At 65.3% G+C, this 13,342-nt stretch carries 12 protein-coding genes; 6 read left to right on the forward strand and 6 right to left on the reverse strand.

What is annotated here, in order from left to right; genetic code table 11:
• Positions 1–3: 3 nt before the first annotated feature.
• The 4 genes from dmpG to CHB96_RS09130 are packed head-to-tail and all read right to left on the reverse strand — an operon-like array spanning position 4 to position 4,332.
• Complete coding sequence (gene dmpG / locus CHB96_RS09115) at positions 4–1,026, reverse strand: 4-hydroxy-2-oxovalerate aldolase (RefSeq protein ID WP_089245251.1); 1,023 nt, start codon at positions 1,024–1,026, stop codon at positions 4–6.
• Positions 1,023–1,928 carry an acetaldehyde dehydrogenase (acetylating) gene (locus tag CHB96_RS09120; RefSeq protein WP_089245253.1) on the reverse strand — a complete coding sequence of 302 codons (906 nt, stop codon included), beginning with the start codon at positions 1,926–1,928 and terminating at the stop codon, positions 1,023–1,025. Before CHB96_RS09120 ends, dmpG begins: the two co-directional genes overlap by 4 nt.
• Positions 1,929–1,946: 18 nt before the next feature.
• Positions 1,947–2,732, reverse strand: coding sequence for a 2-keto-4-pentenoate hydratase (locus CHB96_RS09125; protein WP_089245255.1), 786 nt, complete (start codon positions 2,730–2,732; stop codon positions 1,947–1,949).
• Entirely contained in the window at positions 2,707–4,332 is a 1,626-nt protein-coding gene (locus CHB96_RS09130) for an FAD-binding protein (protein WP_089245257.1), read from the reverse strand. The genes CHB96_RS09125 and CHB96_RS09130 overlap by 26 nt, the downstream gene beginning before the upstream one ends.
• 116 nt (positions 4,333–4,448) lie before the next feature.
• Between CHB96_RS09130 and kstD the strand changes: the two genes are divergently transcribed.
• From kstD to bluB, 6 genes are all read left to right on the forward strand, one after another.
• Entirely contained in the window at positions 4,449–6,110 is a 1,662-nt protein-coding gene (gene kstD / locus CHB96_RS09135) for a 3-oxosteroid 1-dehydrogenase (RefSeq protein WP_089245493.1), read from the forward strand.
• Entirely contained in the window at positions 6,107–6,964 is an 858-nt protein-coding gene (gene chsH3, locus CHB96_RS09140) for an enoyl-CoA hydratase ChsH3 (RefSeq protein WP_089245259.1), read from the forward strand. Before kstD ends, chsH3 begins: the two co-directional genes overlap by 4 nt.
• Positions 6,965–6,990: 26 nt before the next feature.
• Entirely contained in the window at positions 6,991–8,712 is a 1,722-nt protein-coding gene (locus CHB96_RS09145; RefSeq protein WP_089245495.1) for a cholesterol oxidase substrate-binding domain-containing protein, read from the forward strand.
• A 119-nt stretch (positions 8,713–8,831) separates the two neighbouring features.
• Positions 8,832–9,092: a hypothetical protein gene (locus CHB96_RS09150; protein ID WP_089245261.1), complete on the forward strand. Its 261-nt coding sequence runs from the start codon at positions 8,832–8,834 to the stop codon at positions 9,090–9,092.
• 142 nt (positions 9,093–9,234) lie between these two features.
• Entirely contained in the window at positions 9,235–11,490 is a 2,256-nt protein-coding gene (locus CHB96_RS09155; RefSeq protein ID WP_089245497.1) for a putative bifunctional diguanylate cyclase/phosphodiesterase, read from the forward strand.
• A gap of 74 nt (positions 11,491–11,564) precedes the next feature.
• Positions 11,565–12,206, forward strand: a complete 642-nt coding sequence (gene bluB, locus CHB96_RS09160) for a 5,6-dimethylbenzimidazole synthase (protein ID WP_089245263.1) — start codon at positions 11,565–11,567, stop codon at positions 12,204–12,206.
• On the opposite strand, the gene CHB96_RS09165 is transcribed toward bluB, so the two are convergent.
• Complete coding sequence (locus tag CHB96_RS09165) at positions 12,185–12,895, reverse strand: DUF2637 domain-containing protein (protein ID WP_089245265.1); 711 nt, start codon at positions 12,893–12,895, stop codon at positions 12,185–12,187. The two genes, bluB and CHB96_RS09165, sit on opposite strands and share 22 nt — an antisense overlap.
• A gap of 43 nt (positions 12,896–12,938) precedes the next feature.
• Positions 12,939–13,241, reverse strand: coding sequence for a WhiB family transcriptional regulator (locus tag CHB96_RS09170; protein ID WP_089245267.1), 303 nt, complete (start codon positions 13,239–13,241; stop codon positions 12,939–12,941).
• Between the last annotated feature and the right edge of the window lie 101 nt (positions 13,242–13,342).

The raw sequence follows: 13,342 nt of genomic DNA on the forward strand, positions 1-13,342 counted from the left end.
GGGCTATGTATTTCCATGCACGTGCGGCGAAGCCGCCTTCAACTCCAGAGCGATGTCGATCAGCTGATCCTCCTGCCCACCGACCAACTTTCGCGCCCCGGCACGGACGAGCAGTTCGGCCGAGGACACCCCGTACCTCTCGGCTTGACGCTCGGCGTGCCGGAGGAAGCTCGAGTACACCCCGGCGTATCCCATCATCAGCGCCTGCCGGTCGAGCAGACACTCCGCAGGCATGACGGGACGAACCACGTCCTCCGCCGCATCGCAGATCGCGAAGAAATCGATGCCCGTCTCGATGCCGAGCTTGTCGCACACCCCGACCAACGCTTCGACCGGCGTATTGCCCGCGCCCGCACCGAATCTGCGTGCGCTGCCATCGATCTGCCGAGCCCCTGCCCGCACCGCACAGATCGAATTGGCCACTGCCAGATCGAGATTCTCGTGTCCGTGGAAGCCCACTTGCGCGTCGTCGCCCAGTTCCGCCACCAGTGCGGCGACCCTATCGGTCACCTGCTCGAGCACCAACGCTCCCGCCGAGTCGACGACGTAGACACACTGACAACCGGCGTCCGCCATGATTCGTGCCTGCTTCGCCAGCGCCTCGGGCGGCTGCGAATGCGCCATCATCAGGAATCCGACGGTTTCGAGTCCCCGATCTCGTGCGAGTCCGAAATGCTGCACGGCCACGTCGGCCTCCGTGCAATGTGTCGCGATCCGGCAGATCGACGCGCCGTTCCCCTGCGCCGTCACGATGTCGTCCTTGACGCCGAGACCGGGCAGCATGAGGAACGCGATCTTGGCATTCTTCGCCGTGCTCGCAGCGGTCGAAATCAGCTCTTGCTCCGGCGTTTTCGAGAACCCGTAATTGAACGACGACCCACCGAGACCATCACCGTGCGTCACCTCGATGACGGGCACACCCGCGCCGTCGAGAGCTGCGACGATGCTGCGTACGTCCTCGGCAGTGAACATGTGCCGTTTGTGATGGGAACCGTCACGCAACGACGTATCGGTCACTCTGATCATGAAATCTTCTCCTCCACGAGACTCTTCGCCACTTCTTCGCCGACGCGCGTCGCCGCGGCCGTCATGATGTCGAGGTTGCCCGCGTAGGCGGGCAGGAAGTCGCCTGCCCCTTCGACTTCAACGAAGATCGTCACCTTCGCGAATCCACCCGACATGTCCGACGCTGTGTCGAACTGCGGTTCGTTGAGCAACCGGTACCCGGGCACGTAGTCGGCGATGTCGTCGGCCATCCGATGGATCGAGGCGGCGATTGCGTCGGTGTCGGCGTCGTCGGGAATGGCGCAGAAAATGGTGTCTCGCATGATCATCGGCGGATCGGCCGGGTTCAGGATGATGATCGCCTTACCGCGCGCTGCGCCACCGATCTGTTCGATCCCTCGGCTCGTGGTCTTGGTGAACTCGTCGATGTTCGCCCGCGTACCCGGTCCCGCGGACAGCGACGCCACCGACGCGACGATCTCGGCGTACGGCACGTCGACCACCCGCGACACTGCGTGCACCATCGGGATGGTCGCTTGCCCGCCGCACGTGATCATGTTGACGTTCGGCGCGTCGAGGTGAGCGCGCAGATTGACGAGTGGTACGACGGCAGGTCCGACGGCCGCAGGCGTCAGGTCGATCGCCCGAATTGCCGCCTCCGCGTATCGTGGTGCGGCCTCGCGGTGCACATATGCGGACGTCGCCTCGAACACCAGATCCGGCTTGTCGTCCTGCGCGAGCAGCCAGTCGATCCCGTCTGCGCTGGTCTCGAGCCCCAGCCTCGCGGCACGCTTCAATCCTTCACTGGCAGGATCGATTCCGATCATCCAGCGTGGCTCGACGAGCTCCGATCGCTGTAGCTTGTACAGCAGATCGGTGCTGATGTTGCCCGAACCGACGATTGCAGCCGTCGCTTTCGCCATGGTGCGATCCTTTCCGTTTCAGAAGAATTCGAGATTCACGGTGCCAAGCCCCGCGAACTCTGCACGGAACCGATCACCGGCACGTGCATCGATTGCCCGCGTGCACGACCCGGGCAGCACGATGTCACCCTTCTTCAGGCGGACACCGAAGCCATCCACCTTGCGGGCCAACCACGACACCGCCGTCACCGGATTCCCCAGAACCGCATCGCTGCGTCCTTCTGCTATCCGGATGCCGTTGCGCCACAACACTGCATCGATAGCCAGCAGGTCGATGTCCGCGGGCGGCACCCGCTGCTCACCCAACACGAACCCCGCCGACGACGCGTTGTCGGCGATGGTGTCGGGTAGCCCTATCTTCCAGTCTCGTATTCGACTGTCGATCAGCTCGATCGACGGGGCGACGAACTCCGTGGCCTCCATGACATCGTCCACCGTGCACGACGCACCGGGTAGGTCGGCGCCGAGGACGAACGCGACCTCCACCTCGACCCGCGGATAACAGAACGTCGAAGAATCGACCGGAACAGTCTGGAACACTTCCATATCCGCGAGCAGATGTCCGTAGTCCGGCTCGTCGACACCCATCATCTGCTGCATCGCGAGGGACGACAACCCGACCTTGTGGCCGACCACCCTTGCCCCGTCGGAGACGCGTCGTCGAATGTTGATGAGTTGGATCTCGTAGGCGTCGACGACGTCGATGCCCGGCGCGTCGACCACGAGGGGCCCGATGGGCGACCGGTTCGATTCCGCGGCGGCCAGTCTGGCCGCGAGGTCAGATCGAGTCTGCGTCGACAGCATGCCGCTCTCCCAACGCCGCAGTGACACCGGCTCGCCGGCCGGAGAAGATGCAATCCGCCAGGGACAGGCCGCTCACGTAGGAATTGGAACAGAGCCCGACGGCAGTGCGCCCCGCCGCGAAGAGTCCCGGGATCGATTTCCCTGCTTCGTCTTTCACAGCGCCGGTGCCCTCGTCGACGACGAGGCCGCCGAGCGTGATCATCGCGCACGGATTCATCATCTTGCCGAGCGCGGTCCCGGCCGGGATGCCCGCGTCGTACAGCGTGAAGGGGCCCTGCGCGATAGGCCGCCGGAAGTCGTCGTGTTTTCCGAAGTCGTCCGGATGTCCCGACAAGATCGCCGCGTTGTGTCGCTCCACGGTCTCGCGTAGCCCGCGGGGGTCGACGCCCGCCGCGCGTGCGACCTCCTCGATGGTCATTCCTCGCACCGCAGTACTCCGCAAACCTGCGTTCTGCACTCGCTGGAACCAGAGCGATTGCCGCGGAAGCTGTTTCCTCGCGTCGCGACTCAGATCCGCGTCGACGAGAACCCATCCACGCCCACCGCCCGAATTCACGATCGCGTGTCCGATCGCAGCGCCGTACCTGGACTCGTCGACCATGCGCCTCCCCTGTGCGTCGACGAGCAACGAACCGAGAAAGGGCGACGGCGGAACGATGAATCGCCACGCCGATACGTTGCCCAATTTTGCTGTCGCAGCGCCGACGTCGGTCCCGAGCGCGATGCCGCTCCCGTCGTCGCCTGCGGTGCCGAGCGCGATCCCGCCGGTGTACTTCGGGGCATGTTCTCTCATCATCGCGCGATCGGCGACGAAACCGCCTGCACTGAGTACGACCCCGCGTCGCGCCTCGATTCTGACGACCTCGCAGTATTTCTTCTCGATGTGCGCGAGACGCCGCTCGAGCATGTACCGAAATTGTGGCGCATAGATTCCGGGTTTGGCCGACAGCGATCCCAGCACTCGATGCGCGCGTCGAATGTGCTCCGGCGCGTTCGCGACGGTGCGGCACACGATCCCGCGCACTCGGCCGTCCTCGACCACGAGGTCGCACGCCCGTGTCTGTGAAATCAGCTGCACCCCAGCTCTTTCTGCCGTACGAGCCAGGGGCCCGAACAACATCTTGCCCGACGTCCCTCGCCCCTTCGCGCGATGTCCCCGAGGCGCGGGCCTTGCCACGGCACGAAACTTGCCCGATGCTTCGCTGCCCGAGTAGTACAGGTAGTGGCGGTTGCTGGGATACGACGTCTTGTACGGGCACAGCGTCGACGAGAAGGGGACGCCCCGCGCCGACAACCACTCGATCGTCTCGGCGCTCCCCTCACAGAACCGTCGCAGCGTGTCCGGTTCCACCGCGTCGCCGACTTCTTCGGCGAGGTAGGCGTACATGTCGTCGACGGTGTCCTCAACGTTCGCCCCACGCTGCACCGACGTCCCGCCGCCCGCGTACACGATCCCGCCCGAGAGAGCGCTCGCGCCGCCGCCGCTGTAGCGGTCGATCGCGACGACGTCGGCACCCGCCTCGACGGCTTCCAGAGCGGCGGCCACTCCCGCGGCTCCGTACCCGACCACAACGACGTCGGTCTGCAGATTCCAGGTCACTGACTCGCCTCCCGAGGAGTAACTGTAACGTGTTTTCGTTCTGATCCCACACCAGGCTGATTCTTCCTGGCAGAAAGCATGGACTGACGCCCATACAATTCTATAACGTGTTCTACATGATCACGGAGGATTACGACATCGTCGTCGTCGGCAGCGGGGCAGGCGGCATGACCGCCGCCCTCACGGCGGCACACCGAGGACTGCGCGTCGTCGTCATCGAGAAGGCGTCGCACTTCGGTGGTTCGACGGCACGCTCGGGCGGCGGCGTCTGGATTCCAGGAAACGAGGCACTCGAGGCCGACGGCGTCGACGACACCCCCGAGGCCGCGCGCGAGTACCTCCACGCGATCATCGGCGACGTCGTCTCGAAGGAACGCATCGACACCTATCTCGAGCGAGGCCCGGAGATGCTCGGTTTCGTCCTGCGCACTTCGCCGTTGAAGATGCAATGGGTGCCCGGGTATTCGGACTACTACCCCGAGGCGCCGGGTGGTCGAGTCGGCGGCCGATCGGTGGAACCCACGCCGTTCGACGCGTCACGCCTCGGCAGCGAGATCGAGAACCTCGAGCCGGACTACGGCAAAGCACCTCTCAATGTCGTTCTCACCCAGGCCGATTACCGAAAGATCAACCTCGTACGACGCCACCCCAACGGCATCGCTCGCATCGCGCGTGTCGGAATGCGCTGGCTCAGAGCCAAACTCACGGGCCAGCACTTGCTCGGTCGTGGCCAGGCTCTTGCCGCGGCATTGCGCGCAGGGCTTCTCGACGCAGGCGTGCCAGTCCTGCTCGACACCCCGATGGACGAGTTGCTTCTCGAGGACGGTCGTGTCCGCGGTGTCACCAGCGGAGATCGGATATTTCGGGCTGCACTCGGCGTCGTGCTCGCGTCGGGCGGGTTCGAACACAACGAGACGATGCGTAAGCAGTACCAGCGCGAACCGATCGGCACCGAGTGGACCGTGGGCGCGAAGGCGAACACCGGCGACGGTATCCGTGCGGCACAGAACCTCGGAGCCGCAGTCGATCTGATGGACGATGCGTGGTGGGGCCCGTCGATCCCACTGACCGGCGGGCCGTGGTTCTGCATCGCAGAGCGCACGCTGCCGGGCGGGATCATGGTGAACGCGTCGGGGCGCCGGTTTCTCAACGAGGCGGCGCCCTACGTCGAGGCAGTGCATCGAATGTACGGCGGCGAGTACGGAATCGGCGACGGGCCGGGTGAGAACATTCCGACGTGGATGATCATCGACCAGCGCTACCGTGACCGCTACATCTTCGCGGGACTGCAACCGAAGAAGCGGTTCCCGTCCCGCTGGATCGAGGCCGGCGTCGTCGTCCAGGGCGCGACCATCGCCGAGCTGGCGGCCAAGACCGGCCTTCCCGCATCCGAGCTGACCGAAACGATCCAGCGGTTCAACGGTTTCGCGCGCTCGGGCGTCGACGAGGATTTCGGTCGCGGCACCAGCGGGTACGACAAGTACTACGGCGATCCGACCAACAAGCCGAACCCGACGCTCGGTGCACTGGACAAGCCGCCGTTCTACGCCGTGCAGATGGTGCCCGGAGACCTGGGGACCAAGGGCGGACTCGTCACCGATGCCGATGCCCGTGTCCTGCGCGACGACGGCAGCGTCATCGACGGCCTGTATGCCGTCGGCAACGCCAGTGCTCCGGTGATGGGCCATACCTACGCGGGTCCCGGTGCGACGATCGGGCCCGCGATGACATTCGCCTACCTTGCAGTTCTGGACATGGCAGGCAGGGACCACCGGTGATCGATCCGTCCGTTGCGCTCGGCGCCGAACTACCGCAGCAACACTTCGGTTGGACGACAAGCGATGTGCAGACCTACCACCTCGCGCTCGGTGCCGGCCGGCGGCATCTGAGCGCCGACGAACTCCGCTATCTCGACGACGCGGACCCGCAGGTGCTCCCGACGTTCGCCACCGTCGCCCCGACGTTCCATGCCACCGAAGCGCCGCGGGTGCACTTTCCCGGCATCGACATCGATCTGGCCAAGGTGGTGCACGGGACGCAGGAGGTCACGGTCCTCGGACCGATACCTGATGCAGGACAAGCGCGTTCGACGACGCGCATCGCCGATGTATGGGACAAGGGCAAAGCCGCGGTGATCCTGCAGGAAACAACTGCGACGGCACCCGACGGGACCGACCTGTGGCGTGCCACGTCGTCGATCTTCGCGCGGGGCGAAGGCGGATTCGGCGGCGAACGTGGGCCGTCGACCTCGGTCGTTCTTCCGAGCCGCGACCCGGATGTCGTGGTCGATGTTCCGACGATGCCTCAGCAGGCCTTGCTGTACCGCATGTGTGGAGACCGCAATCCCCTGCATTCGGATCCGCACTTCGCCTTGGCCGCAGGCTTTCCCGCACCGATACTGCACGGGCTGTGCACATACGGGATGGTGTGCAAGGCCGTCGTGGATTCCGTTCTTGCCGGTGACGCCGCAGCTGTGCACAGTTTCGCGGCCAAGTTCGCCGGTGTCGTCTACCCCGGTGAGACGTTGACGTGCCGCATCTGGGACGACGACGGCAGATACCTCGCCGCGGTCACCGTCCGCGACCGGGACCATGCACCAGCACTGACCGACGTCGTCCTGCTTACCCAGTGATCACTGACCGAACGGACTCGTATCCCATGCCCGAATTCAACCGTCGCCAGTTCATCGCCGCAGGCGCCGGAGCCCTCGCTGCCGCGTCGGTGATGCGCGCCGTTCCGGTGTCCGCCGCTCCATTCGGCAGCGTCGACGCCACCTTGCCCGCGCCGCCCGCCTTTCCGCCGGGAATTCCGTTGTATCAGCAGCGGTACCAGAACTGGTCGAAGGAGATCATCCGCGACGCCGTCTGGACGTGCTCGCCGACGACGCCGGACGACGTTGTCACGCTGGCGAACTGGGCTCACGCGAACTCGTACCGACTCCGCCCACGTGGGGCGATGCACGGGTGGACTCCGTTGACGATCGTCAACGGCGAGAACATCGAGCGATTCATGCTCGTGGACACGACGGTTCATCTGAACGGCATCACCGTCGACCCGTCGACATCCACGGTCACCGCGGGTGCGGGCGCGACGATCGAGGCGATCCTGCAGCAGTTGGAGAACAACGGCCTCGGATGGGTCAGCGTCCCCGCGCCCGGCGTGCTGACGGTCGCGGGCTCGCTCGCCGTCGACGCGCATGGAGCCGCGATCCCGGCAGACGGCGAAACACCGGTCTTCGGAACCACATACGGATCGTTGAGCAACCTCGTCACCTCGCTGACTGCAGTGGTGTGGGACGGAAACGCCTACGCATTGCGCACGTTCGAGCGGTCGGATCCCGAGATAACCCCGCTGTTGACGCATCTCGGACGGGCCTTCCTGACGTCGGTGACGATGCAGGCAGGCGCGAACACTCGGATGCGCTGCCAGAGTTACACGGACATCGGGTGGCGTGAGATGTTCGGCGCGGCAGGCGCTTCGGGCCGAACCTTCGAGAGCTACCTGGCCAGAACCGGTCGCGTCGAGGCGATCTGGTACCCGTTCACGGAGAATCCGTGGCTGAAGGTGTGGTCTGTCAGCCCTGTCAAGCCGCCGGAGTCGCGCGAGGTCACAGGGCCGTACAACTATCCGTTCTCCGACAATCTGCCCGAGGTCGCGTCCGATCTGATCGGGCAGTTGACGGCCGGAAACACCTTCATCGCACCGGCTTTCGGGCAGGTCTACTACGGGACGACGGTAGCCGGACTGGCCGCCACCGGGTCGTCGGACATCTGGGGCTGGGCTAAGGACCTGCAGTTCTACATCAAGCCGAGCACACTGTTGCTCACCGAGGGCGGCGGTGCTGTCATCACGAACCGGGCCAACGTCGCCCAGGTGATCCACGAGTTCACCGAATGGTTCGCCGGTCGCGTCGCCTACTACCAGTCCATCGGCCAGTACCCGATCAACGGTCCCGTCGAGATCCGATGCTGCGGGATGGACGATCCGGCCGACGTCGTCGTCGAGTCCGCGGGTCCACCGACGATCTCGGCGATGCGCCCGCGTCCCGATCACCCGGAGTGGGACACAGCCGTGTGGCTGAACGTGCTCGGCGTCCCGGGCACGCCGGGGATGTTCGCGTTCTACCGCGAGATGGAGCAGTGGATGCGCTCGCACTACACCGGCTCGTGGGCGACCTTCCGCCCCGAATGGTCGAAGGGCTGGGCGTTCAGCGCCGAGTTGCCGTACCAGGATCCCGTCGTCATCGACTCGACGCTGCCGAACACCTACCGCGAGGGAGTCCCGACGTCGGAGAACTGGGACACCGCGCGAGCGACGTTCGACGCCCTCGACCCCAATCGGATCTACAGCAACACCTTCATCGACCGGCTGCTGCCGTAGCGGGTGCCGGGGCGGGCTGGGGGTGCGCGATTCCAAGCCCTGGGTGGCCTTTCGCCGAGCTCCCCGCACGTGAAGACTGGGAAGCGCACCACTCGAGTCACCACGAAGGACTGTTTCCCATGCGCTCCACACTCGCCGCCGTCGCACTCGTCGCAGGCTCGCTCGCGCTCGGGTCAGGCATCGCGTCCGCGGCACAGATAAACGCAGCACAGATGCAGGGCGGCAACGCCGTCTACATCACCACCGGCCCGGCCGACCGCTGTCAGTCGTTCGCCGACGATGCCAACCGTTCGTTGTCGACCGGCGACGGGGCCGCAGCTCAGCAGATCGTCGACTCCGCCCAGGCCCAGGATTGCACGCTGATGCTCGTCGTTCCGTAGATCCGCAGGCATCGACGTGCCCCGGCAGCCGCTGGACCGCTGCAGTGCGACGACGATGCCGGAAAGAAAGCGACCGGGCGCCCTGGTGTGGGAAGTTGTACCAGGGCAACCGCGCACGGCGCGATACGGAAGGATGCACTGGGTGAAATGGTGGTGGTACCCGGCGCTGGGGACTTTCGCGTGCATCGGATACTTTCTCTGCTCACCCGGGATCGTGGCGGATTCGATCTACATCGCGATCGGACTGTCGTCGGTGGTCGCGATGCTCGTCGGGGTTCGAGTGAATCGCTCGAAGTCGATGCGAGCGTGGTACCTGATCGCGGCCGGCTCCGCATTCTGGGTTCTGGGCGACGCCGCGTGGCTCTGGATCTCCGAGGTCACCGGATCGGTGCCCCAACCGTCGGTCGCGGACGTCGTCTATCTCCTGGGCTACCCGGCCCTGGCCGCCGGCCTGTTCTCCCTCATTCATCGTGGGTGGCGACGCGGCGAGCTCAGCCACGTCGCCAACAGCAGCATCGTCATGGTGGCGTTCGGCCTGCTCATGTGGGTGTTCGTCATCGACTATCGCGCTGTCGACGTCTCGACAGCCGGAGGTGTCATCGGTGTCGCCTACCCGGCGATGGGCGTGTTCCTTCTCGGACTGCTCGTTCATTTCGTCGGCGGTGTCCAATGGCAGACGACGTCGTTCCGAGTGCTGACCGCAGCGATTCTCGCTGTCGTGTTCGCCGATACCGCGTCGAACTTCTCGTCGCTGGCGGGCTCGGGCAACGCCTCCGAACTGTCCGACGTCGGATATCTGGCGTTCTACGTGCTCGCCGGTACCGCTGCGCTGCATCCCTCGATGCGGACACTGCCACCACCTCGGGCCGACGGCGGTGCGCACACACGGGTTGTCGCGTCCTTCAACACCCCGGCCATTGCGATACTGACGCTTGCCGCGCTGGTCCCACCGACTGCCATGGCGATCATGCTGACCCGTGGCACTCCCGTCGCCCAGTGGGGTTGGGGAGTCGTGCTGTGCGCGGTCCTGCTCGTGTGCCTGGTGTTCCTTCGTGTCGTCGACCTGTTGCGGTTGCTTCATCAGCAGACGCAGTCGCTGCGATCGGTGGCCGAGACCGACACCCTGACCGGCCTGCGTAACCGCCGCGGCCTGCAGGAGTGGATCGACGCACGCCCCAACGAAGCGGATCCCCTCGCATTGCTTCTTCTCGACGTCGATCGCTTCCAGGAGATCAACGACACCTTCGGCCCCGAGATCGGCGACGAGGTCCTGTGCGTCATCGCTCAGCGTCTCGAGGGAGCGGTCGGCTCGCGAGGGGCCGTCGGTCGAGTGGGTGCCGACGAGTTCGCTGTCGCCCTCCACGCCGACGAGCGCGACGTCATGGCGATCGCTCGCGCGATGCACCGATCGCTGAAGGAGTCCGTCGCGGTGCGACAGACAACGCTCCTCGTCGAGGCGAGCGTGGGCGTCGCCATCGCGGACGACGGCGACACAGGGACCGACGGACTCATTCAGCGGGCAGGTCTCGCGGTGCATTCGGCGAAGACGGTCCAGCCGCGCATCACGCGCTACGACTCCTCCATGGACCGCGACAACAGCACGCAGTTGCTGCTGCTGAGCGACCTCACCGCAGCGATCGACGCCGGCCATCTCGAGGTGTACTACCAACCTCAAGTCGACCTCGCGACGATGGAGACCACGGGCGTCGAGGCGCTCCTCCGATGGAACGATCCGGTGCGAGGAGTGATGGAACCCGATCTGTTCCTTCCCATGGCCGAGCGCACCGGACTGATCCGTCCGATTGCCGAATTCGTTCTGACAGAAGCACTCTCGCAGCGGCACCGGTGGAGCCGAGCAGGTCTCGACCTGACGGTGTCGATCAACCTGTCGACGCGGAACCTTCTCGACACGGAACTGGTCGACCGGGTCGGGCGTGCACTGTCGGCAACCGGCAGCCAGGGCCGGGACCTCACGATCGAGATCACCGAGACCGTCGCCATGACGGACCCGTCCGTCGCGATCGAATCGATGCTCGGCCTCCGTCGACTCGGTGTCGGTCTCGCGATCGACGACTACGGGACCGGCTACAGCTCCCTCGCCTACCTGCAGCGCCTGCCGGTCCAACAGCTGAAGATCGACAAGATCTTCGTCCGCGACATGAATTCGATTCTGGCACATCACGTCATCGTGAAATCGACGATCGACCTAGCCCGGACCCTCGGATTCACCGTGACGGCAGAGGGCGTCGAGACCCGAGAGACGTTGCTCGAACTGCGCGAACTCCAGTGCACCACTGCGCAGGGCTACCACCTCGGGCATCCCGTCCCCGGCGACGACATCCCCGCCGCCGTGGCGGCTCTGCACGTGGAACTGAAGGAAGTCGCCCCACACCCATGAGCACACACTCCGCCACCCCACACTCCGCCACCCCACCCTCAGCCACCCCACACTCAGCCACCCCACCCTCCGCCATGTCGCTCTATACGGCGATCGCGTCGCGCCGCGACGTACGAGCCGAGTTCGATGGCACCTGCATCGACGACGCTGCGCTGCACCGCATTCTGTCCGCTGCCCACCAGGCTCCCAGCGTCGGGAACACACAACCGTGGGACTTCGTGGTGGTGCGCTCACCGGAAACGCTGTCGACGTTCGCCCGGCACGTCGGAGAGCAGCGGGGCGCGTTCGCCGAATCTCTCCCTCCGGAACGCAGGACCACGTTCGATCCGATCCGGATCGAAGGCATCGAGACCAGCCGCACCGGCGTGGTCGTCACGTACGACCCCACCCGCGGAGGATCACACATACTCGGGCGGGCCACGGTGGACGACACCGGCTTGTTCTCGGCGGTGCTCGCGATCGAGAACCTGTGGCTCGCCGCGGTGGCAGAGTCGATCGGCGTCGGGTGGGTGTCGTTCTACGACGAGGTGTTCCTGACCGAACTGCTCGACATTCCCGCACCGGTCAGGCCGATCGCGTGGCTGTGCGTCGGACCCGTCACAGAGTTCCAACGAACTCCGGATCTCGAGCGGTTCGGGTGGAGACACGGCCGCCCCCTGGCCGACGCGATCCATCACGAGAAGTTCGGCGGGACTCACGGAGCCTCGACCGGGTAGAGGTCGTCGGCACGCTCCTCGTCGAGAATCCACCGGTCGACGTCTTCGAGCGGTTCGACAACCGACTCGGCGTCAGCAGCCGGCGAGACTACGGGCCGCGAGACCGGTCGGGACAGCGGCTGCGGCGCAGACTCTTTCGATGAAACCGTCTCTATATCGTTCCAGGACAGCACTTCCGGTGAGGGAGGCACCGATACGGCGGTGTCGGCTGCCGGGCGCTCGGTATGCACGCTCACGGCAGACGCTTGTTCGACGATCGGCGCGGGTTCCGGTGTCTCGGACGGGATCCGCACCAGAATTCCGAGGCCGTGCGTCGCCGCGAGAAGGCTCACCGGGGCGACCGTTGCGATGACCGCCGACAAGGCCGGATGGAGCACCCCTGCGTGGGAGATGAAGGCATGCATCGCATTCGCCCCGATACTGACGAGAGCCGCGATGACGAGGACCCACCAGAAGAAGCGTCGCCCACTGCGTTGATCGTCGAATTGCGCCAGAGTGATGACCGAGATGGTGGCCTGCAGGATGGTGCCGTCCACGATGACCGGCCACAACCAGGACAGAACCCGCGGAACACCCGCCATCGTGGCCAGGTCCCACAGTGCGGCGAAACTCAACACGAACGACGCGATGCCGATGACGGTGGTGATGACGACCGCACTGACGAGCGTGGCGCGAAGGACCTTGTTCATGGGTCGACATCATGCACGGCCCCACCGACAAGAAAGGCAGATTTCAGGCCGGCGTGGATTCACTGCGGTAGTAGTCCGCCCTGTCGTGGGCCGACATGCCGCCCCACACTCCGTACGGCTCGTTCGCCGACAGTGCGTGCGACCGGCACTGGGACAGAACGGGGCACCGTCCGCAGACGTTCTTCGCCTTTTCTTCTCGCGTTGCCCGAGCCCGCCCGCGCTCACCTTCGGGATGGAAGAACACCGAGGAGTCGTAACCGCGACACAGGCCGTGGAGCTGCCAGTCCCAGACGTCGGCGCACGGCACCGGCAATTCCACCGGACGGGAAGGCGCACCTCTCACCATCGACTGTTACCTCCTTCAGTGAACCAGCACACTATCTATTATTTGCCACACTTTTGGCAAGACAATCATTCATTTGTAATACGTAAAAACCAGCGTCGCTG

The sequence above is a fragment of the Rhodococcoides kyotonense genome (assembly GCF_900188125.1).
Taxonomy (GTDB): Bacteria; Actinomycetota; Actinomycetes; order Mycobacteriales; family Mycobacteriaceae; genus Rhodococcoides; species Rhodococcoides kyotonense.

Bases quoted from the DNA above. Each gene is read 5' to 3' on its own strand.
- dmpG (WP_089245251.1), bottom strand. From the start codon at position 1,026: ATGATCAGAGTGACCGATACGTCGTTGCGTGACGGTTCCCATCACAAA.
- CHB96_RS09120 (WP_089245253.1), bottom strand. From the start codon at position 1,928: ATGGCGAAAGCGACGGCTGCAATCGTCGGTTCGGGCAACATCAGCACC.
- CHB96_RS09125 (WP_089245255.1), bottom strand. From the start codon at position 2,732: ATGCTGTCGACGCAGACTCGATCTGACCTCGCGGCCAGACTGGCCGCC.
- kstD (WP_089245493.1), top strand. From the start codon at position 4,449: ATGATCACGGAGGATTACGACATCGTCGTCGTCGGCAGCGGGGCAGGC.
- CHB96_RS09145 (WP_089245495.1), top strand. From the start codon at position 6,991: ATGCCCGAATTCAACCGTCGCCAGTTCATCGCCGCAGGCGCCGGAGCC.
- CHB96_RS09150 (WP_089245261.1), top strand. From the start codon at position 8,832: ATGCGCTCCACACTCGCCGCCGTCGCACTCGTCGCAGGCTCGCTCGCG.
- bluB (WP_089245263.1), top strand. From the start codon at position 11,565: ATGTCGCTCTATACGGCGATCGCGTCGCGCCGCGACGTACGAGCCGAG.
- CHB96_RS09165 (WP_089245265.1), bottom strand. From the start codon at position 12,895: ATGAACAAGGTCCTTCGCGCCACGCTCGTCAGTGCGGTCGTCATCACC.
- CHB96_RS09170 (WP_089245267.1), bottom strand. From the start codon at position 13,241: ATGGTGAGAGGTGCGCCTTCCCGTCCGGTGGAATTGCCGGTGCCGTGC.